The sequence below is a fragment of the Streptomyces sp. JJ38 genome (assembly GCF_019303475.1).
Taxonomy (GTDB): domain Bacteria; phylum Actinomycetota; class Actinomycetes; order Streptomycetales; family Streptomycetaceae; genus Streptomyces.
On the sequence record NZ_JABLSI010000017.1, the window covers coordinates 36,067 to 59,736 of the forward strand.

A 23,670-nucleotide genomic window follows, 5' to 3' on the forward strand; every position below is an offset into this window, starting at 1 on the left:
CTACGGGGCCGGCTCCGCGACCCTGGCCACGATGACGCACTGGGCCTGGTCGTTCTCGTCCTCCCCCGCGACGCCGCGGATCTCCACCTCGTCGAACCCGGCGCGGCGCAGCGCGTTCCGCCAGCCGGGCACGTCCAGGAGCGGCGAACCCTGGACGCGCGTGTCCTCGTCCTGGAACAGCCACCAGCCGGCCGTCAGTCCGAAGGTCAGGGTGTTGTAGTCGAGCCGGTGGGTCAGCTCGTTGACGACCAGGATGCCGCCCGGCTTGAGCAGTTCGCGGCAGTTGGCCAGGGTCGTGTCGATGTCCCGCGTGGTGTGCAGGACGTTGCTCGCGACGACCACGTCCATGGTCCTCGGCTCGTACCCCTGGCCGGCCGGCGGGCGCTCCACGTCGTACGTGTCGAACTCGACGTAGGGGTGGTCCGGCCCGAACTGCTGCTCGGCGACCCTGAGAAAGGCGCCCCCGACATCCGTGTAGACGTACCTGAGCCGGTCCCCGAGGTTTTTGAGGGCGTCGAAGACAAACGTGCTGGTGCCGCCCGTCCCGGCGCCCACCTCGAAGATCTGCGGCCGGGAGCGGGAGTAGCGGCGGGCGAAGTGCCGGGTGTGCTCCTCGACCACGTCCGCGACCAGCCGGTTGTAGAACTCGCTCTGGATGCTGCCCTTGTAGATCTCGGCGACCAGCTCCATGGAGCCGCCGGGGAAGATGACGTCCGTGGCGTCTCTCCCGCCCGCCATGACCTGGAGGACGGCAGCCTGGCAGGTGGTGAGCAGGGGGAGGTACTCGGCGACCGAGGGGTGCGCCTTGGCCAGCTCTGCGGCCCGCTCCGCGATCTCCTCGTCCCCGCCGGGGAAGACGGCCTGGGGCAGCTTCCTCGTCGCCGTCAGAACACCATCCCGCTCCTGCACGTAACCCTCCCGCTCCAGGATGTCACAGCAGGCGTGGAACAGCCGGTCGTAGCCGGGCTGGACGGCGAGGGAGCGGCGGAGTTCCTGCCGGTCGGTGGCGGAGCCGTCGCCCGGGATCGCGCCGGAGCCGTGGAAGGCGTGCGCCAGCAGCCGGTTACCGAAGGCGGTGAGCGCCTCGAAGTCCCCGCGGAAGGCGGCGTAGGCGTCCTCGTCGACCTGCGGGGGCTGCTTGAGCAGTGACTCGATCCGGCGGGCGACAGGCGTCAGGGTGGGCTCCTCCAGCTGGTTGAGATGGTCGTTGTCCAGCTCCATCACCTGGAAGTCGCCCTTGACCACCTCCCGCCAGGGCGTGTCGTAGTCGTAGCCGTCCAGGATGCGCGTCGGCTTCCAGTACAGGGCACTGGCCCGTCCGGTGAAGCCGTCCATGGCCTTGAAGAAGAGGACGTCCGAGGCGGTGTAGTCCGTCATCTCGTAGATCTGGTAGATGCCTTCCGCCTGCTCGGAGCAGGTCAGTCCGCCCTTCAGATAGAGGTAGATGTCGTCCGCGGAGATGCGTCGGTCGCCCCGCGCCTTCGCCAGCCGGGCGAGCTCGGCCACCTGGAGCGGCGCCGGCAGGTGGGCGACCTCCTCCTTGCGGATGGCCCGTTCGGGGTGCTCGTCCAGCTTCAGGAAGTAGTTCGTCAGGTACATCTGGAGAAAGTCCCGGTCGTACATCCCGTGGTGCCGGTCGAACACCTCCTGCGTGGCCGGGTAGGTGTCGAACATGACCAGGTGACGGATCTCCTCCCCTTCGTCGTGCAGCCGCTGCGCCATCCGCATGGCGATGAGGCCGCCGAACGAGTAGCCGCCGATCACGTACGGGCCCTCGGGCTGGACCTGGCGGACGCAGGCGATGTAGTGGTCGACCATCTCGTCGAGGGTGTGCGGCATCGAGTAGCCGTCGGTACCGCGGGCCTGGAACGCGTAGAGGGGGTAGTTCGGGCCGAGGGCCTGGGAGAGGTTCTGGAACCAGGTGGAGTAGCCCGTCGCGCCGTGGACCCAGAAGGAGGGCTGGCCCTCCCCGCCGATGTTGATGGGCAGCAGCTCGGCGGGAAGCCGGTTGTTCCGGGCCTCCGGGGACGGCGTCTCGCCGGTCCTGGCCGGCCCGCGGCCGGGCAGGACTCCGCCGATCTCCTGGTCCGCGAAGAACTCCTCATGGACGTAGGCGGCCAGGGAGCGCAGCGTCGGGTGGTCGACGAGCGCGGTGAGCGGAACCTGGACGTCGAAGGTCTCCTGCACCACCTGCATGATCATGGCGCTGAGCATGGAGTCGACGCCGAAGTCCCTGAGGTCCCGGTCCTCGTCGAGCTCGTCCTCGGCCAGCTTCAGCTTCTCCAGGAGGATGTCCCGCAGCCCGGCGCGGATGTACTCCTCGCCGGTAAGCACCCCGTCCGGGTGCGCGGGGCCCGGGGCCGGGGCGGCGGCGCTTCCCGCGCCGCCGGCCTGGCGCACGGCGGGAAGCACGGTCATGGAGCCGCCCTCGGGGGCGGTGAACCAGTAGCGCTTCTCCTCGAACGGGTAGGTGGGCAGTGGCGTCCTCGACGGGCGCTCACCGTCCGACGGCAGGGACGTCCAGTCGACGGGCCGTCCGGTCACCCACGCCCCGGCCAGCTGGTCCGGCCCGCGGGTGACGCGCAGCGTCTCGCCGTCGGCGAACGCCCCGCCCTGGCCGCCCTGTCCCTGGGCGTCCTCGGCGACCCCCCGGTGAACCCCCGGAGCGGCGAGGTCACCGGCCGCCACGGCGGCGAGTCGCTCGCGCAGCGTGGCCAAGTCCGGCGCCACCACGGCAAGCCGCTCCCTCATCTCCTCGCGCCCCTCGCGGAGCGTGAAGGCCACGGCGTCGGCGTCGGGGCCGGAGGACGGCTCGCGCTCCCAGGCGTCCAGCCGGTCGGCGAGGCGCTCGACGGCGCGGGCGAGCGCGGCCTCGCTCCGGGCGGAGAGAACGAAGACGCGGTCGCCCTTCGCGGCCGGAACGGCTCGGGGCGGCCGGGCCGGCGGCTCCTCGACGAGGACGTGGGCGTTCACACCGCCGAAGCCGAAGGAGCTGACGCCCGCGCGCAGGGGGAGGCGACTGCCGTCCGGGCCCGTCGGCCGCTCCCAGGGAACGGTCCGGTCGACGATGCGGAACGGGCTGCCCGTCAGGTCCACGTACGGGTTGACCTCGTTCAGGTGGGCCATGCCGGGCAGCGCCTGGTGCCGCATGGCGAGGATGACCTTCATCAAGCCGGCGATCCCGGAGGCCGGTTCGAGATGTCCGATGTTGGTCTTCACCGATCCAACGCCGCAGTACGGCCGGTCGGGGAGGTCCACGCCGCGTTCCCGGGCGAGCCGGCGGAAGGCGAGCTTGATGCCGTTGATCTCGACCGGGTCGCCCAGCTCGGTCCCGGTGCCGTGCAGTTCCAGGTAGCCGATGCCCTCGGGCCCGACCCCCGCCTCGTCGACCGCCGCGCACAACAGGGCGGCCTGGGCCTCGGCGTTGGGCGCGGTGAGCGAGGCCGCGCGGCCGCCGTGGTTGACGGCCGTGCCGCGGATGACGGCGTGGACCTGGTCCCCGTCGGCCAGCGCCCGGGCGAGCGGCTTGAGCACCAGCATGCCGACGCCTTCACCCTTGACATAGCCGTTCGCCGCGGCGTCGAGCGTCTTGCACCGGCCGTCCGGCGACAGCAGGCCCATCATGCCCGCCGCCACGGTCGAGTGCGGGGAGAGGTTGAGGGACACACCGCCGGCCACGGCCAGCTCGCTCTCGCCCTGCCGCAGCGAGCGCACCGCGCGGTGCACCGCCACCAGCGAACTGGAGCAGGCGGTGTTGACGGGCTCGCTGGGGCCGTGGAAGTCGAGCAGGTAGGAGATGCGGTTCACCGAGATGGAGTGCTCGTTGCCGAGCCCGGACTGGGCGCTCATGACGCCCGCCTCGTGCAGCAGGTGCTGGTAGTCGCTGAACTGGATTCCGGAGAACAGGCCCACCTGCCGGCCGGCCAGCGCCGAGGGCCGGTACCCGGCGTCCTCGATCGCGCTCCACACCGTCTGGAGCAGCATCCGCTGCTGCGGGTCCATCATCTCCGCCTCGGCCGGGGAGATGCCGAAGAACAGCGGGTCGAAGCTGTCGGCGCCCTCGATGAAACCGCCCCACCGGAAGGGGACACGCTGCCCGGGCGGCAGGTCCTCGCTGTCGAGGGCGCGCCAGTCCCAGCGCTCGGCGGGCACCTCGGTGATCAGGTCCCGGCAGTGGTAGAGGTTCTCCCAGTACCGGTCGAGGTCGAACGAGCCGGGGAACCGGCCGCTCATGCCGATGACGGCGATGGGCTCGGCACCGTCCCCGTGCTCCGGGGCGGCGGCCCGCGGCTGCGCCGCCTCGCGGGGGGCGACGACCGCCCGGGCGCCCCGGCCGGAGCCCGCGGCGCGCGACTCGGCCGTCGTGGCCCCCGGTACCCGGGAGGCGAGCCGGTCGCCGTACTCCTCGACGAGCCAGTCCACGGCTCCGGCGACCCCGCGCCGCTCGTAGAACAGGGTGGGTGAGAAGGCGACGTCCAGGTGCTCCGAGACGCGGTCCGCGAGCGCCTTCAGGGACACCGACTCGAACCCGTACTCGCCGAGCGGGGTGCGCCGGTTCAGGCGTCCCGGGTCCAGGCCGATCGCCTCGCCGGCGAAGGCCGTCAGCGTCTCCTCCAGCCAGGCCCGCAGAGCCCCCTCCCGCGCCCGGGGCGAGTCCTCCACGTCCGCCGTGCTGTGCATCGTGACCTCCGGATCGTCCTGTGGTGCGGGAAGGGGGACGGCACCGGGCTGCGCCGTCGTGTCGAGCCAGTGACGTTCCCGGGCGAACGGATAGCCGACCAGGGAGACGAGCCTGCGCTCCCGGCCCGCGTGCAGCGCCCGCCAGTCGATCCGGGCGCCCCGCACCCAGCCCTCGGCGAGCGCCACCGGGTCTTCGGTGCCCACAGCGTCCGATTCCTGGCGGTCGGTACCGACGGGACCGTCCGCCAGGCTCCCGGTGAAGAGCGTGCCCGGTTCGGTCTCGCCCCGGGCGAAGGCCCGCAGCCCGCGCACCGCGCCCGCGAAGTCCTCGGCGATGACGGCGAGCCGCTCGTCCATGGCCTCCCGGCCCAGCTGAAGGGTGTGGGCGACGTCGACGAGCCGGGGCTCCAGCCCGGACGCCGACCGGGGTCGCGCGGCGGGCACCGCGAAGTGGGCTCGCAAGGCGTTCTCGTAACGCTCGATCAGGTGACCGGCCAGATCCCGCACGGTGTGCGCGGCGGGAGGCAGCTCGTCGGAGGGGACCCCGCAGTCCTCGGCCACGGCGATCCCCAGCCGCACCCTGGTCACCTCGTCGTAACCGCACTCGGCCAGGTCGTCGTTCTCCCCCACGTCTCCGGGGCGCAGGCCGAGCAGTTCACCGAGCCGGGTGAGCAGGTCGTCCTTCACCCGCTCCTCCAGCGTGCGCTCCGCCCCACGGCTGCCACCGGCCCAGCGGTCCAGTCGGTCGGCCAGCCGCGCGGCCAGTTCACCGAGCCGCTCCGGGGTCCTCGCGGAGAGAACAAGCACCTGCCGCCCCGGGTCACCGTCGTCCGCGGGCGGTGCGGGGCGCTCGGGCACCTCCAGGATCACGTGGGCGTTGGAGCCACCCGCCCCGAACGAGCTGACACCGGCGATCCAGCGCGGCCGTTCCGTGCCCCGCGGCGTCCACTCGGCCAGCTCCCGCTGCACACGGAAGGGTGAACTATCCAACTCCGCGTGCGGATTGAGCTCCTCCGCGTGCAGGGACGGCACCAGGGTCCGGTGCCGCATCTGGAGGATGACCTTGGTCACCGCCGCTACGCCGGCCGCCGACTCCAGGTGTCCGATGCCCGACTTGACCGAGCCGATCGGGACGCGTCCGGGGCCCGTGTGGCCGGACGCGGCGGCGTCCGGGGCGGTGTCGTGCGCGGTGGTGAAGGCCTCGGTGAGGGCGGCCACCTCGATCGGGTCTCCGAGGGCGGTGCCCGTTCCGTGCGCCTCGATGTAGCCGATGTCCTCCGGCAGCACCTCCGCCCGGCGCATCGCCTCCGTGATCGCGGAACGCTGCGCCCGGGTGCTGGGCACGGTGTAACCGTTCGTCCGGCCGCCGTGGTTGACGGCGCTGCCCCGGATGACGGCGTGCACGGTGTCGCCGTCCGCCAGGGCCGCGGCCAGCGGCTTCAGCAGCAGCGCCCCGGCGCCCTCGCCCGGGACGTAGCCGTCGCCGCCGGCCCCGAAGCTGCGGCAACGCCCGTCGGTGGACAGGAAGCGCGCCAGGCTGAGCTGGCGGTACTTGTCCGGGTGCGTGCTGAGGTTCACCCCGCCCGCGACTGCCGTGTCGCACTCGCCCCGGCGCAGACTCTCGCAGGCCAGGTGGATCGCCGTCAGCGAGGAGGAGCACATGGTGTCCAGCGCCATGCTGGGCCCGCGGAAGTCGAAGAAGTAGGACACCCGGTTGGCGATGGAGGCGTAGGACGACACCCCCATACGGCCGTCGGGGGCCGGACCGTAGCGCTGGTAGTCCCCGTACATGACCCCCACGAAGACGCCGGTCGTGCCCTCCCGCAGCTCGGCGCGGGTGCGGCCGGCGTCCTCCAGAGCGTGCCAGACCGTCTCCAGGAAGACGCGCTCCTGGGGGTCCATCATGTCGGCGTCGCGCGGGGCGATGCCGAAGAACAGAGGGTCGAACCTGTCGATGCCGTCGAGGAAGCCGCCCCACTTCGCGTAGCTCAGCCCGGGCCCGCCCTGGGGGGCGTAGAAGCCCTCCAGGGGCCAGCGGTCGGGGGGAACGGTGGTGACGCAGTCCCGGCCCTCGGCGAGGTTGCCCCAGAACTCCTCCAGATCCGCCGCCATGGGGTAGCGCCCCGCGACGCCGACGACGGCGATGTCACGGGGCTCCGTGGCCTGCTCGACGCGCCCGTCGGCCCGCCGCGATCCCGCGGCCGCGGTGGCGGGCAGGGCGCCCCCGGCGGCCGGACGGTCGGCGGGCGGTGCCTCGACGGGCCGTGCCTCCGGGGAGGGGTCCGGGTCCTCGGCGTCCCGCACCGCCACCCTGCTCTCCAGCACCGAGCCGTACCGGCGGGCGAGATGACCGGCGATCTCGGCGAGGGTGGTGTACTGGAAGAACAGGGTCTTGGGCAGCGGGCCGAACTCCTGCTCCAGCCGCTCGGAGACCCGCATCACCATGACCGAGTCAATGCCGTAGACCTCGAACGGCGCCTCGGGGTCGATGCGCTCGACCGGGACGCGCAGCTCCTCCGCGAGGACGTCCACCAGGATGCCCACGGCGAACCCCCGCAGGTCCTGCCGCTCCGTGGCCGCCGGGCCCGTCACGTCCCGCGGAGCCGCCGTCCCCGGCGCGACGGGGTCCGCCTCGCTCCGTGCACCCGCCGCGGCGAGGACGGCGGCGCCCTTGGCCAGCACGAGGTGCGGCGGCCCGGGGTGGGCGAGCGCCCGTTCGAAGGCGTCCAGGCCCTCGGCGACATCGAGGGCGTCACGGACGGAGAGGGCGGCGGCCATGCCTCCGCCGCCCCACGCGGGCCAGCCGATCGACAGGGTCCGGCCGGGGCGCCGCCCCTCCCTACGCCGCGCCTCCCGAGCCTCGGCGAACGCGTCGAGGAAGCCGTTGGCGTAGGCGTAGTCGCTCTGCCCGGGGTTGCCGACGGCGGCCACCACCGAGGAGAAGAAGACCAGGAACTCCAGGGGGTCCGCACGGGTCAGCTCGTCCAGCCACACGGCGCCGTCGCACTTGGCGGCGAGCACGTCCCGGGCCTCGTCCGGCGTCTTGTGGAGCAGGAACGCGTCACGCACGACCCCGGCCGCGTGGACGACCCCGTTCAGCGGGCCGAAACGGCTCCGCACGTCGTCCAACACCCGTGCCAGTGCGGCCCGGTCGGCGACATCCACCCGTTCGTGGACGACCTCGGCCCCCTCCGCCCGCAGGGAGCTCAGGGTCCTGAGCGCCTCGGGGCCGGGCCCGGAGCGGCTGAGCAGCACGGTCCGGGCGCCGTCGCGGGCGAGGCGGGCCGCCAGGGCCAGGCCGATGTGCCCCGTCCCTCCCGTGACGACGTAGGTGTGGCCAGGCCGGACCACGGGTTCGCCGGGGGCGGGGAGTGACGGCACCTCCACCAGCGTCCGCCGCTGCGGGGCGCCGGTGGCGTCGAGGCGGAGCTCCACGTCCGCGTCGGAGGAGGGATCAGCCAGCAGGACGTCCCACGCGGTGGCCGGAAGGGCGGCGTCGCCGACCGCCGTGGGCAGGCCGACCGTCTGCACGCACAGGTCGGGGTTCTCGCGGCGCGCCGTCCGGGCGAAGGCCCCCAGCGCGGCCAGCTCCGGCGGCGCCCCGGCGTCGGTGGCGGGGTAGGCCACCCTGACGGCCACCGGGCCCGGCAGCGGCGTGGCGCACAGGGCCCGGGACAGTGCCAGCAGCGCGCCGAACCCCGGCGTCCGGTCCGGTACCGCCGACTCCCCGTCGGACGCCGCGCCCGGCTCGGGGGACGGCGCCGCGCGGGCGGTCCACAGCAGCAGGACCCGGTCCGGGCGCCGCGTCTCCGGGATCGCCGCCAGCAGTTCGCCGTAGTCCTCGGTGGAGTCGATCCGCACCTCGTAGTGATCGGCGGCCCGGGCGCGGAAGCCGTCGCCGGGCGTCACCAGGACGACGGGCCGCCCGCCGGCCGAGGCCCGCAACCGGTCGGCCACCGCGCGGTCCAGGTCCAGGACGAGGACGGAGCCCCCGGCGGCCGGGGCGTCCGCGAGGGGCCGCGCCGCCCGCCACTCGGGCGTGAACCAGGCGAGGCCCTGCTCTGGTGACGGTTCCGGGGAGGGCTCCGGGGACGGGTCCCGGTCCGGGCTGCGGAGGGTTTCCAGGCCCTCCGCGCTCACCAGGACGGCGCCCGCCCCGTCCACGATCCGGATGTCGAGCACACCGTCCTCACGGCGCGTCAGGTGCGCGTAGCAGGCGTTTCCGAGGGGTGCGTGCACGGTCAGGCTGCGCAGTGCGTAGGGGACGCGGCGGCCGCGCTCCGCGCCGCCGAGGGCGATGAGGGCCTGCAACGCACCGTCCAGCAGGGTCGGCCGCAAAGAGTCCGGCTCCACGGGGCCGTCGTGTCCGGCGGGCACTGCGAGCCGGGCCAGCACCTCGTCGGCGGTGAACCGAAGTTCCCGCACCACACGGAAGCTCGGACCATAGGCGAACCCCAGTGCGCGGAACCTGCGGTAGCACTCCTCGTGGCCCATGACGGAGGCGCAGCGCGCCCGCACGGCCGCCAGGTCGACCGCCGGGGCCTCGGGCTCCCCGGCCTCCGGACCGAGCACGCCGGAGGCGCCGGGCACGTCCGACGCACGGCCCGGTGCCGCCAGGGCGAACCGGAGCGTGCCGTCCTCACCGGGGAGGAGGCGGATCTCCAGCCCCTCGGCGGTCGTCGGCTCCAGGGGGCGGTGCCAGCCGACCTGTCCGATCCGCCGCACCGGGCCGAAGCCCGCCCGGGCGGCGGCGACGCGGGCCAGCTCCAGGGACACCATGCCGGCCAGCACGGCGCGGCCCCCGATGGCGTGGTCGGCCACCAACGGGTCCGTCCGCCGCGGCCGGTAGCGGAACACGTAACCGTCCTCGGACGGCAGTTCCTCCAGCTCCGGACCGGCGGACCGGCCGTTCGACACGGCCTCGGAGTGCCAGTAGCGGTCGCGCTCGAAGGGGTAGGTGGGGAGCGGCACCCGCCGGTTGCCGCCGTCCGGGTGCAGCAGCGCGACGGGGAGCGCGATCCCGCGCTCGTACAGTTCAGCGCCGAACTCCAGGGCCTGGGCGCGACCGCCGTCGGGGGTGCCCTCGGTGAGGCGCTCCCGCAGCGTCTCCAGGAGCCGCGTCCGCTCCGCGCCGCTCACCCGGTCCGCCGGGGCCCGCTCCCCGCCCGGCGTGTCGAGCCGGTCCCGGATCGCTCGGCGCAGAGCCTCGGCCGTGTCGGCCACGAGCGCGGCCCGCTTCTCGAAGTGCTTCCGGCCGTCGTGCAGGGTGAAGGCGACGTCCTCGACGTCGTACGACGCGCCCCGGTCCGCGAGCCAGCCCTCCAGGTCGAGCAGCCGACGGCGCAGCGCCCCGGCGGTCTTCGCGGACACCAGGACGAGCGCCGGACGGCCGGCCCGGGCCGGGGCTGCGGCCGGGCGCGGCGGCTCCTCGACGACGAGGTGGGCGTTGGTCCCGCTGTAGCCGAACGAACTCACCGCCGCGCGCCGGGGTGTGCCCTCGCGCCGGGGCCAGGGCTCAAGGGAGGTCACGGGCCGGAAGGGGGTCTCGGCGAACGTGATCCGCTCGTTCGGCACGGCGTAGTGGAGGGTGGGCGGGATCTGCTCGTGCTCGAAGGCCAGCAGACACTTGATCAGCCCGGCCACCCCCGCCGCCTGACCGGTGTGCCCGAGGTTGCTCTTGACCGAGCCGATGGCGCAGAACCCCCGGTCCTCGGTGAACCGCGCGAACGACCGCGTCAGCGCCTCGACCTCGATCGGATCCCCCAGGGCCGTCCCCGTGCCGTGCGCCTCGACCAGCGAGATGGACCGCGGGTCGACGCCGGCCCCCTCGTAGGCCCGCAGCTGCACCTCCGTCTGGGCCCGGGAGCTGGGCGCGGTGATGCCGTTGGACTTGCCGTCCTGGTTGACCGCCGACCCCAGGATGACGCCCCGGATGTGGTCGCCGTCGCGCAGGGCCGCGTCCAGACTCTTGAGGACGACGACCCCGCAGCCCTCGCCGGGCACGAAGCCGTCGGCGTCCTGGTCGAAGGCGCTGCACAGGCCGCGGGGCGAGAGCATGCCCGCCTTGCTGGCGGAGACGTAGAAGCCGGGGCCGACGAACAGGCACACGCCCCCCGCGAGCGCCATCTCGCACTGCCCGCTGCGAATGGCCTGGCAGGCCAGGTCGACGGCGACCAGCGACGAGGAACAGGCCGTGTTCAGGGCCACGCTGGGACCGCGCAGGTCCAGGAGGTAGGAGATGCGCGAAGCCAGGATGGAGGTGTCGTTGCCCAGCAGAACCTGTGCGTCCGCGTCCGGTCCGCAGCGCTGGGCCTCCAGCGGGTAGTCGCTGGCCGGGGTGCCCGCGAACACGCCGCAGCTCGTGCCGGCGAGCGAGTCACCGGCGTATCCGGCGTCCTCCAGCGCGTTCCAGCAGCCCTCGAGGAAGAGCCGCTGCTGCGGGTCCATCCGCTCGGCCTCGCGGCCGGAGAGGTGGAAGAACAGCGGGTCGAACGCGGCGACGTCCTCGATGAACGCGCCCCACCGTGAGTTGGTCCTGCCGGGCGTGCGGGGGTCGGGGTCGTAGTAGTCCTCGGGCAGCCAGCGGTCCTGCGGCACCTCGGTGACGGCACACTCGCCCTCGGCCAGGAGCCGCCACAGCGCGTCCGGGGACGGCGCACCGGCGTAGCGGCCGGAGAGGCCGACGACCGCGATCCGCTGCTCCGGTGCGGACGCCCCCTCCGCTGCCGCCGGGGCGTCGTCCCGGTGCGAACCGGGGCGCCGCGCGGGCGTGCGCAGCTCCGCCAGTCGACGCCGGCCCTCCTCGGGCGATATGCGGCGCGCCTCGACGAGTTCGAGCACCCTCTTCATCGCGCTGTTCATGCGGGTCCCCCGAGTTCCATGTATGCCTCTTCAAGTGTCAGATCGCCCGCGGCCAGCCGCCGGAGCATGTCCTCTTCGTCCGGGCCGCCGACCGGGCCCGACGGGTGCGGGCCGGGCAGCGCGGTGTCGTCCGCCGCACGGGCCGCGGATGCGGCGGGTGCGTGATCGGCGTGTACGAAGCGCGCGAGTGCCGTCAGTGTGGGGTGGTCGAAGAGCGCGGTCGTACCCAGCTCGATGCCCAGCTCCGTGTTGAGCGTGCTCACCAGCTCGACGAGGATGATCGAGTCCACGCCGTACTCCGTGAACGGCCGCTCCGGATCGAGGTCGGCCTCGTCACGGCCCAGCGTCCTGGCGATGTACTCGGCCAGCCGCCGCTGGACGTCCTCCAGGGAGGACCGTCCCGGGTCTGGCTCCTGCCCGGCCGTTCGGTCCGTGCGTTGCGCCGGGATCTCCGGCCCCCGCACGTCGGCCACCAGCACATGCAGGCCCAGCCCACGCGGCGCCCCGGGAACGGCCTCCAGCACGACGGTCCGGTCGAAGCCGTTCTCCTTCAACAGCTCCTGCCAGGTCTCCGTGTCGGCCAGCGGGGAGGCCGGAATCCGCCGGACGCCGTCCTCGAACCGCCACCAGCCCGGCAGCAGACCGAAGGTGAGGGTGGTGAAGGCGCTGAAGGCGGTCGTCTCGCACAGGACCAGGCGGCCGTCGTCGGCCAGGAGCCGCCGCACGTGTGCCAGGGTCCGCCCGAGGTCCTGCGTGGCGTGCAGCACGTTCGCCGCCACGACGACGTCGAATCCACCCTCCTCGAACCCCTGCGCACCGGGCGGCTGCTCGACGTCCAGCCGCTTGAAGGTCACGAAGGGGTACTGCGCGGCGAACTCCCTCCGGCCGTGGCGCAGGAAGCTGGACGAGACGTCGGTGTAGACGTACTCGACCCGGTCCGCGTACGGAGTCAGGGCCGGGAGCACCGAGCGCGTGGTGCCGCCCGTTCCGGCGCCCACCTCGAGAACCCGCAGCGGCCGGCCGCCGGGCCCGCGGCGCCGCGCGGCCTCGGCCACCTCGCCCGCCGCCGTCTCGTTGGCGCCGGTCGCCAGGGGGTCGCCCCGGTACACGTTCTCGACGCGTCGCATGGACGAGTCGGGGAACAGCACCTCGGTGGGGTCGACCTTTCCGGTCAGCAGCCTCGGGTACGCCTGCACACAGGCTTCCAGCAGTTCCACGTGGGCGGCCACCTCCGGGTGATGAGCGGCCAGTTGGCGTGCCTCGGCGGAGAGGTCGCACCCCTCGGCCTCGGTGACGCGGTCCTTGGCGCACAGGTCCCGGCCGCTGCACTCCACGTAACCGGAGCCGACGAGGATGTCCGCCAGGGCGTCGGCCAGTTGGCGGTACTGGGGGACGACCCCCAGGGCCGTAGCCACCCCTGAGGCCGGCAGGCGGTCGCCGGGCTTGCGGAACGCGCCCAACTCCTGGAGGGCACGGAGCACCATCTTGGCGCCCAGGGCGTCCAGGGCGTCGTGCGCCCGCCGGAGCCGGGGGCCGTCCGCTGCCGCCCCCGCCGTCCCGGGCTCCGGGCACACGGCGCTGTCCGGGCCGTGCGCGTCGGTCAGGACGCCGAGCCGGTCCAGCAGCCGCTGCTCCGCCTTGATGGGCATGGCCTGCGACAGACCGCCCGCCAGCACCGTCTCCAGGGCCCGCATGCCCTCCTCGGGCGTGATGGAGTGCACGCCCATCGCCGCCATGCGGCGCCGGTAGCTCGCCTTGGCCACCACTCCGACCTCACCCCAGTAGCCCCAGTTGAGGACGTGCACGGGACGTCCTTCGGCGGCGAGTCCGGCGCCGAGGGCGTCCTGGAAAGTGGAGGCCGCCGCGTAGTTGGACTGGCCGGCGTTGCCACTGAACGACTGGGCCGACGAGTACAGGACCAGGAAGTCCAGCGGTTCGGCCCGCAGTGCCTCCACCAGCAGCACCGAACCGCGCACCTTGGGCGCGAGCACCGCGTCCAGCGCGGGCTCCTCCAAGTCGGCGACCCGGGAGTCCGCCAGGACCAGCGCCGAGTGGAAGGCGCCGTGGATGGGACCGAACCTCCGCCGCACCTCGGCGACGGCGCTGGCCAGGGAGGCCGCGTCCGTCGCGTCGGCCCGCACGTACAGCGCGCGGCCCCCGGCCGCCTCGATGGCGCGCAGGTGCTCCTCGACGCCGGGCGTCGCGGCCCGGCGGCCCAGCAGCGCGACGTTCGCCCCGGCCCGGCGGGCCAGGTGCAGCGCGGTGACGGCGCCGATGCCGCCGGCGCCGCCGAGGATCAGGTACGTGCCCCCGGTCCGGAACGGCGCGGTCCTGGGCGGTGCCGGGTCGGTGACCCGCAGGACCCGCTTCCAGCGGACGCTGTCCCGCAGGACGGTCTCGTCGCCGTCGGGGTGACCGCGGTCGGCGGCGACACTCCGGGCGACGGCGTCGGCCCCGGGCCCGGTGAGCTCGCGGGTGGCGACGTCGACACAGCCGACGCGCCAGCCGGGGTACTCCTTCGCGAGCGAGCGGCACAGCCCGAACAGGGCCGCGGCCGCGGGCTCGGGGCGTTCCGCGCCGGTGAGCGCGTGGCCGTCGCCCGTCACCGCGATCAGGTCCAGCGGCCGGTCACCGGAGTTCCGCGGCAGCAGCCCCTTGACCAGCCGGATCAGGGACCGAACGCCCGACTCCAGCGCCCGCTCCAGATCGGCCGCCGACCGGGACGTGCCCGGCGTGTCCGAGGCGTTGGAAGCGCCCGAGGCGCCCAAGGCGTCCGAGACCGGCAACCCGCCGAGGAAGTAGACCCGTTCCGGGTCCGGGAGGCCGCCCGTGACGGTGGCTGTGGCCGTGGTCCAGGCACCACCGTCCTCGGGGTCGAGGCGCACGATCCGGACGTCGGCGTCGCGGTGCAGTGCCGCGAGGCGAGCCGCCAGACCGTGGTCGTGGGGCGGCGTCACCACCCACACGCTGCCGACAGCGCCCGTCGCGGGTTCCCCGCCCCGCTCCCGGGGTTGCCACACCGGCTCCAGGACGCGCAGGGGAACGGGCTCCTTGAGCTCGCGGTAGGACAGCCCTTCGACGACCACACACGGGCGGCCGTCGCCGTCGAGGACGGTGACGTCGCACTCCTGGGCCCTGGTCTGCCGGACGTGTGCCCAGCTCTCGGCCGGGACCGGGCGCAGTAGCCGGACCGCCGCCATCGAGAAGGGCACCAGCGGGCGCTGCTCCGTCCCCTCCGGCTGGATCGCGGCGACGGCCTGTACGGCGCCGTCCATGACCCCGGCGGGCAGTTCCGTGCCGCCGTCCTCCCGGGCGAGGGCGACCAGGCCCTCACCCGCGCCGCTGCGGATGCCGACGACCGTCCGGAAGTGCGGTCCGTAGCGGACGCCCATGCGGTCGAAGCGGGCGTAGTGGTCGGCCACCGGCATCCCGCCGGTGCACCGGGCCCGCACGTCGTCGAGGTCGGTGCGGTCGTCGGCCCCGGCACCAGCGCTCAGCTCGCCCCGGCTGAACGTCTGTACCGCACCGGTGCCGTCGGGGCCACGGACCTCGAAGGAGTATCCGCCGCCCGCCGCGGCCCTGACGCACACCTCGGCGGTCAGCGCGTCGGTGACGAAGAACGGCCGCAGCCACACGGCCCGCCGCACCGTGACGGGCACGTCCCCCAGCAGGGCCAGGGCCGCGCGGTGCACGAGCGACAGATGGCCCGCCGCGGGCAACAGCGGCTTGCCGTCGACCACGTGGTCGCGTACGAGCGGCTGCTCGGGCCTCAGCGGGTACGCGAGGATCTCCTCCTCGCCCGCCACCGGGGCCACCGTGCCCGGCGCGGACGACCGCGCGGGGGGCTGCGCGGACGGCACCCAGCAGCTCTCCTGGGCGAAGGGATAGGTGGGCAGGGGGATGCGGCGCCCGTGGTCCCCGCCGTTCACCGCCTCCCAGTCCACGGACTCGCCGTGGACGAACGCCGTGGCCAGCCGCTCCAGTTCGCCGGCGTGGGCGGAGGCGCGGACCGCCGTCTCCGGGTCGGCCGAGCGTCGCCACGCCTCGATCCGCTCCCGCAGCTCCTCGGCTCCCCGGGCGACGAAGGCCGCCCGCACGGGGAAGTGGGACCGTCCCACGCCCAGGGTGTACGCGATGTCCCGCCACTCGTGCTCCGCGCCGTGCCGCCGCAGCCACGCGGACAGCTCCGTCAGCCGCTCGTCCAGCGCCTGCCGGCTCTTGGCCGAGACCGGGCACAGCCGCGGCCGGCCGGGCTCCTCGGCGGGGCGGGGCAGGCCCGCCGGTGCCTCACGTACCACCGCGTGCACGTTGGTTCCGCTGAACCCGAAGGAGCTGACCGCCGCGAGGCGCGCCGCGCCGTCCTCCGTGGGCCACTCGGCCAGCTCGGAGCTGACGTAGAAGGGGCTCTCGTCGAAGGGGATGTGCTGGTTGGGGGTGCGGAAGTGCACCGTCGGCGCCAGCCTGCGGTGCTTCAGGGACAGCAGGACCTTGAAGAGGCCCGCCACTCCGGAGGCGGTCAGGGTGTGGCCGAGGTTGGACTTGATGGAGCCGACGGCGCAGTAGCCGCGCCGCTCGGTAAACGCCCGGAAGGTGTCGGTGAGCGCCTCGACCTCGATGGGGTCGCCCAGCCGCGTGCCCGTGCCGTGGCACTCCACGTAGCCGATCCGCCCCGGGTCGATGCCGAACCGCTCGTAGACGGACCTGAGCAGTCCGCTCTGCGCCGGGGCGCTGGGGGCGGTGATGCCGCTGGTCCGGCCGTCCTGGTTGGCTCCGGTGCCCGCGATGACGCCGTGGATGTGGTCGCCGTCCCGCAGGGCGTGGTCCAGCCGCTTGAGCAGCACGACGCCCACGCCCTCCCCGGGGACGAAGCCGTCGGCGCCGTCGTCGAAGGGACGGCAGCGCCCGCGGGGCGAGAGCATGCCGGCCTTGCTCGCCAGGATGTGCAGCTCGGGGGTGGCCAGGGCGGCGACACCGCCGGCCAGCGCCAGTTCGCCGCGCCCCTCCCGGAGCGCCTCGCAGGCTAGGTGGACGGCCATCAGGGAGGACGAGCACGAGGTGTCCACCGCGAGGCTCGCCCCCTTCAGGTTGAGGTGGTAGGAGAGCCGCGACGAGAGCACCGCGGGATGGGTGCCCATGAACGTGTAGCCCTCCACGGGCACCCCGTGTTCCCGGAGCAGGTGGTGGTAGTCGCCCATCGACGTGCCGACGAACACCGGGCACTCGACCCCGTCGAGCGACCGGTCGCTGTAACCGGCGTCCTCGATGGCCCGCCAGGCCTCCATCTGGAACAGCCGCTGCTGCGGGTCCATCAGACGGGCCTCGCGCGGGGAGATCCCGAAGAAGTCGGGGTCGAACCGGTCGATGCCCTCCAGGACGGAACCCCACTTGCTGTACGTCTTGCCGGCCACCCGGGGGTCCGGGTCCCAGTGGACCTCCGCGTCCCAGCGGCTTCGCGGGATCTCCCGCACCGAGTCGCGGCCCGCGGCCAGGTTGGCCCACAGCTCGTCCAGGTCGGCGGCGTCGGCGAACCGGCCCGACATACCGATGACCGCGATGTCGTCGGGGCCGACGGCGACGGGGGCCGACGCTGCCCGGAGGTCCGGCACGGCGGGCGCCGTCGGCGCGGGAGCCGTGGACACGGCAGCGGGCGCCGTCGGCACCGGGGGCGTGGGAGCTGGCGACGCGACAGCGGGGGCCGCCGGCTCGGGGGTGCCCTCCGGGGCGCCCCCGCCGTCGGAGCGGCCGGACGCGTCGGCGCCGGTCATCTCCGCCACGTGCTCCGCGAGCCTGCGCAGCGTCGGGTAGTTGAAGAAGTCGGTCGGGCGCAGGTCCGTGCCCAGCTCCTTGTTGATCCGTTCCACGATCTCCACGGCGAGCACCGAGTCCACGCCGAAGTCGGAGTGGGGCACGTCGGGCTGGAACTCCTCGGCCGGGACCTCCAGCACCGCCGCCATCGCGGTGACGACGACCTCGGTGACGGTCGCGAGGTCCGGCCCCGCAGAGGCCGCCGGGGCCGGGGAGGGCGGCGCGGGGGGCACGACCGGGGCGGCCGGCGTCTCCGCCGGCCGGGGCGGACTCGCCTCGGCCACGGGCGGTTCCTCCCGCCCGGCGACCGCCGCCTCAACGGTCTCCGGGGAGGCCGGAGGCGCGGAGGGCGCCGTGGGCTCCGGCGACTCCGGGAGTTCCGGGACCCAGTAGCGGTCCCGGGCGAAGGGATACCCCGGCAGGGGGACCCGCCGGGCCTCACCCCGCGTCTGCGGCTCACCCGCCGCGTCCAGACCCGCCGTCCACAGGCGTGCGAGCCTCGTCAGGTCCCCGCTGCGGCGGACCGCGGCGAGGAAGGCCGCCCCCTCCTGCCCGTCGAGGAGGTCGTCCAGCAGTCCGGAGTGCCCATCCGCCCGGCCCCGGTAGGCGGTGGACGGCTCGTGGCCGTCCGCGAACTCCCGCAAGGTGGTGGCGAGTTCCCGGATGTCGGCCACGACCAGGGCCAAGCGTTCGCTCTGCGGCTCCCGGCCGGCGCCGAGGGTGAAGGCGATGTCGCGCAGCCGGTCGGGGTCCCGGTCGCCCGCGCCGGTGGCCGGAGCGGAGGACTCGGCCAGAGCTTCGGCCAGTTCGCGAAGGCTGCGCTGGCCGCTCGGCGCGGCAGCGGCGGCGGCCGCCTCACCGTGGACGGCCCGCAGGTGCTCCGCGAGTTCCGCCAGGGTGACCGGGTCGAAGCCCAGGCTCTCCAGGTCCTCGTCCAGGTCGACGAAGTCCGCGGGGACGCCCAGGATGTCGGACACGGCGGTGCGCAGGTCGGCCTCCGCCATGAGGATTCCGGCCGGGGACGCCGTCGGCCCGGAGCCCGGGAGCACCGCGTCGGCCAGGCTGCCCGCGAGTCCGCGCAGCTGTGTCTCCGTCCTGGCCGACAGGACGACGAGTTCGGTGCCCCGGCCGCTCTCCGTTCCTCCGGACCGCTCGGCGGCCCGCGGTACGTACTCCTCAAGGATCGCGTGGGCGTTGGACCCGCCGGCGCCGAAGGAGCTGACCGCGGCCAGCAGGGGGAGGTCCCGCCCGTCGGCCCGGCGGGGCTGCCAGGGCGCGTAGGAGCGCTGTACCTCGAAGGGACCGCCGTCGAAGGCGATGTGGGGGTTCAGCCGCTCGGCGTGCAGCGAGGGCACCAGGGCACGGTGCCGGAACTGGAGGAGCACCTTGGTGATGGCCGCGACGCCCGCGGCCGACTCCAGGTGGCCGATGTTCGACTTCACCGAGCCGATGGGGCAGGACGTCTGCCGCGCCTTCCCCAACGCCGCGAAGGCGCGGTTGAGGCCGGCGATCTCGATCGGGTCGCCGAGCGCCGTGCCGGTGCCGTGCGCCTCGACGTAGCCGATCTCCGCGGGGTCGACCCCGGCCCTGCGCAGGGCCTCGCCGATCACGTCTCCCTGGGCCGTCGGCGTCGGCACGGTGAAGCCGTTGCTGCGTCCGCCGTGGTTGACGGCCGTACCGCGGATCACCGCGTAGACGTGGTCGCCGTCGGCCTCCGCCCGGCTCAGCGGCTTCAGCAGCAGCGCGCCGACCCCCTCACCGGGCACATAGCCGTCGCCGCCCTCGCCGAAGCTGCGGCAGCGTCCGTCGGTCGAGGCGAACTTCGCCTGGCTGAGCTGGAGGTAGCGGTTGGGGTGGAGGATCGCGTTGACGCCGCCGACCAGCGCCTCGTCGCAGTCGCCCAGCCGAATGCCCGCACAGGCCAGGTGCAGCGCGGTGAGGGAGGAGGAGCACATGGTGTCCAGCGCGACGCTGGGGCCGTTGAGGCCGAGGACGTACGACACCCGATTGGCGACGGAAGCCGACAGCGAACCCGGCACGAACCCCTGGCTCTGCGCCGCCGGGGCCGCGCCGTACAGCTGGTACTGGGCGTACATGACGCCCACATAGACACCTGTCCTGCGGCCGCCCGGCGCCGAGCGGGCGTGCCCGGCGTCCTCCAGCGCGTGCCACGCCGCCTGGAGGAAGATCCGCTCCTGCGGGTCCATCAGCCGCGCCTCGCGGGGCGCGATGTTGAAGAACAGCGGGTCGAAGCGGTCGACGTCCCGCAGGAAGCCGCCCCACTTGGCGTAGGTCGTGCCGGCGCCGTCCGTGTCGGGTGCGAAGTACCGGGCGTGGTCCCAACGGGAGCGGGGCACCTCGGTGACGCAGTCCCGGCCGTCCTTCAGGTTCTGCCAGAACTCCTCCAGGGTGTCGGCCATCGGGTACCGCCCGCTGACCCCCACGATGGCGATCGGCTCGTCCCGCACCGCCGAGGACTCCACGCCGGTGGCCGAGGGCCGTGCGACGGCGGTGGCCTCGGCGACCACCGGAGCGGGCGACGCGGCGGGTTCGGCCACGGGTTCCGCGACGGGCCGGGCGGCGGGCTGCCCGAAGTGCTCGGCCACCGCCCGCGGGTGGCTCTCGACGAGGTACCGGCACAGGTCCGCCAGGCACCGGTGCTCGAAGAAGAGCGTCTTGGGAAGCTCTCCGAAGACCTCCTCCAGCTCCCGGGTGACGTTCATGACCATCACGGACTCGAGTCCGTAGCGCTCGAACGGCGTCCGGGGCTCCACCCGCGCCGGCGGCATCCTCAGCTCCTCGGCGACGAGTCGGGTGAGCCGGTCCAGCAGCTTCCGCTCCGCCGCCGAGGCGTCCGCCCCGGCGGGCGGGCCCTCCGGCTCCGGCGCCTGCTGCGGCTCCGGCTCCGTGTCCACGCCCGGCCGACCGGCGGCCTGGTCGTCGTCGACCGGCAGGAGCGTACGCAGGATGGTGGCGCGGCGGCCGTGGAACACGGCGCTGCGCGCGTGGGCCCCGCCGAGCACCGACTCGAAGACGCGCATACCCGTCTCCACGGGCAGCGGCACCCAGCCGAGGTTCTCCTCGATCCAGCGCTTGGCCTTCTCGTCGACGTCCATGCCGCCCGCCTCCCACAGCGGCCAGGCGATGGAGACGGTCGCGCCCGAACGGTCGCCGTCGTGGCGGCGGCCCTCCCGCCACTCGGCGAAGCCGTCCAGGAAGGCGTTGGCGAAAGCGTAGTCGCTCTGCCCCGCGACCCCGGTCACTCCGCTCGCCGAGGAGAACAGGGCGAAGAAGTCGAGCGGATCGCGGCGTGTGGCGAGGTCGAGGTGATGTGCGCCCCAGACCTTGGGCCGCACGACCGCCTCAGCGTGGTTGCGGGTCTTGCGGGCGACGAGCCCGTCGCGCAGCACGCCGGCGAGGTGCAGGACGCCGTCCAGGCCGCCGAACCGGGCGCGCGCCTCGTCGACCAGCGTGCGGGCACCGTCCTCGGTGGCGCAGTCGGCCGCGACGTAGCAGGCCCGGGCACCGTGCTCCTCCAGTTCGCGGAGGAAGTGGTCGGTGTCCCCGTCCCGGGGCGAGCGCCCGCTCAGGACCAGGCGGGCCTGCCACCGGCGGGCCAGGTGCAGGGCGAGTTGGCGTCCGAGGCCACCGAGCGCGCCGGTCACCAGGTACACCCCACCGGTTCGCAGCCGTGCGCCCTGAGGCTCAGGCCGCGCGGCACCGGCGGCCGCGCCCTCGGTCTCGACCAGGCGGCGGGCCTGCCGGTTCCCCTCGCCGTCGTAGCGGACCTCCTCGCCCCCGGCCACGGCGGCGGCGAGTTCCGCCGCGACCAGCCGGGCATCGGCCTGGCCACGCCTGGCCGCGGTCCCGCCCGGCGCGGGGAGGGTGAGGGTGGTGAAGGCGTAGGACGGGTGCTCGGCGGCGACGGCCCGGCAGAAGCCGCCCACCGCACCGAAGGCAGGCGCCTCGGCCGGTGTCAGGCAGACCAGTCGAACGGGCGCCCCGGGGGCCCGGCGCGCCAGCGCGGCGGTCAGCCCCAGCAGCGCGTGGAACCCCGTCTCCAGGTCGTGCGCGGTGACGGCGGCGTCCGCGGCGGACGGGCCGCCCGCCCAGGCGTGGACCACGGCGTCGAACGGCGCCCGAGCGACCGTGGTTTCGGCTGTGGACGCGGCCGTGGGCCCGGCCAGCTCCGCCAACAGCCGTTCGTGGTGTTCGCCGTCGCCGGGCACGATCTCGAAGCGGTCCTCCCCCATCCGGCGGAAGCGCTCGCCCGGCAGGACGCGCACGATACGGGTGGCCGGCGCCGCCTCGGCGGCGAGCGCGTCGGCCAGCCCCCACGCGTCGTCCCGGTCGAACACGAGCACGGTGCGCGGCGCGCGTTCGGCGGCCGCCGGCCGTGCGGCCGGCTGCCAGACAGGACGCAGGGCCACCACCGCCGAGCGAACGCCCCGCACGGGGCGGACCACCAACCCCTCCACGCGGGCCACGACGCGACCGCCGTCGTCGGCCAGCGTCAGGTCGAAGACCTGGGGCCGCCCCTGCTCGTCCAGCGCTCCGGGACGGGGACGGGCGTGCACCCAGCACGCGTCGGGCAGCGGGCCGGGACCGGTCAGCACCCGCTCCACGGCGAACGGCACCCGGGCCGGGCCCGGGGAAGCGGGGTCGTCGAAGGCCACCAGGGTCTGGAAGGCCCCGTCGAGGAGGGCCGGGTGGAGCCGGTAGCCGGTTTCGGGCGCCCGCGGGCGCCCGGAGGCGTCGAGCTGTATCCGGCCCAGCGCCTCCCCGGCCCCCGAGCGGACGGATTCGAGCACGCGCAGGACGGGCCCGTACCGCAGGCCCTGCTCGTCGAACCGCCGGTAGCAGCTTTCGCCGTCGATCCGGGTGGTGCAGGCGGCGGCAATCGCCGTCACGTCGAGGAGGCCGAGGCCGTCGTCGGCCGCCGGTTCCGCGGCCCGGGCGGAGCCGCGCAGGACCCGGCCCCGGACGTGCACCGCGCCGCCGTCCTCCCCCGCGCCGGAGACGGTGAAATCCGCGACGGCGGGATCGGCGCCGCGCGGGACGAGGGTCACCTCGACGTGGTGGGTGCCGTCGAGGGGCACCTCGACCGGCGCGTCCCACACGAGGTCCGCGAGGGTCGGGGCGCCGTCGAAGCCCGACTCCGCAGCGGCGGCGAGGACCATCTCGACGACCGCGGCGCCCGGCAGCAGGGCGCGCCCCGCCACCAGGTGGTCGCGCACCAGCGGTGCGGCGAGGCTGAAGGCGGTGACGAAGCGCTGGCGGCCGAAGACCGAGACGTTGCGGTCCAGGAGCGGGTGCCGAATCGCCGGATCGGCGACGGGCAGGCCCACGCCCGCGGCGCCGTGGCTGAGCTGCGGCCAGTGGCGCTCGGGCCGGAACGGGTAGCCCGGCAGCCCCACCCTCGGCGGGGCGGGCGTGTCCAGTCGGCTCCAGTCGACGGTCTCGCCCCGGACCCACCGGCGGGCGGCGCCCTCGAGGTCGTCCTCGGTCGCCGGTTCCGGATCCGCCCCTCTCCGGGGCTTCCCACGGACTCCGTCCGCCGTCCCCAGGAGGACACCGTCACGGGCGCCGTCTCGGGCACGGTGCTCGGCGAAGTCCCGGAGCCGCTCGACCAGGTCCGGCACACCGGGGACGACGAGGGCGAGCCGGTGCTCGAACGCCTCCCGGCCCTCCCGCAGGGTGTACGCGGCGCCCGCCAGCCAGGCGGCGCCCTCGTCCGGCGCGGTGGCGTGGTGACGCCCGGCGTAGTCGGCGAGAGCGCCCGCCTGGGCGCGCAGGCCCTCCTCGGTGGGCGCCGACAGCAGGACGAGCCGGGGGCTCGCCACGGCGGGCGACGGCACCGGGCGCGGCGGCGGGGGCTCCTCGACGATCAGGTGCGCGTTGGCGCCTCCGGCCCCGAACGAGCTGATCCCGGCGAGGCGCGGCAACGGCGCACCGGCCTGGTCCGTTCGGGCGGGCCAGTCCTCCGCCGTGCGCTGGAGCCGCAGCCCGGCGGCCTCGAAGTCGATGTGCGGGTTGGGCGGATCGGCGTGCAGCGAGGGGACGAGGCGGCGGTGGCGGAGCTGGAGCACCACCTTGGCCAGGCCGGCGATACCGGCGGCGCCCTCCAGATGACCGATGCTGGATTTCACCGATCCGATGGCGGTCGGGGGCTGTCCCTCGGGGCGCGGGCCGAGGGCGCGGGCGAGCGCCGTGACCTCGATGGGGTCGCCGAGCGAGGTGCCGGTTCCGTGGGCCTCGACGAAGCCGATGTCGCGCGGTGCGATCCCGGCCCTGCGGCAGACCTCCGCGATGAGCCGGGCCTGC

The 23,670-nt window shown here is 74.6% G+C and carries 2 protein-coding genes (1 of these 2 only partly in view); both read right to left on the reverse strand.

Annotated elements, in window-relative coordinates; all coding sequences use genetic code 11:
• Window positions 1-11,541, reverse strand: coding sequence for an SDR family NAD(P)-dependent oxidoreductase (locus tag HPT28_RS11595; RefSeq protein ID WP_219090950.1), 11,541 nt, complete (start codon window positions 11,539-11,541; stop codon window positions 1-3).
• On the reverse strand, window positions 11,538-23,670 hold the 3' portion of the coding sequence (locus HPT28_RS11600; protein WP_219090951.1) for an SDR family NAD(P)-dependent oxidoreductase. Its footprint extends 1,373 nt past the window's final position; 12,133 of the gene's 13,506 nt are visible here — the last part of the coding sequence; its start codon lies beyond the right edge, outside the window; its stop codon occupies window positions 11,538-11,540. Before HPT28_RS11600 ends, HPT28_RS11595 begins: the two co-directional genes overlap by 4 nt.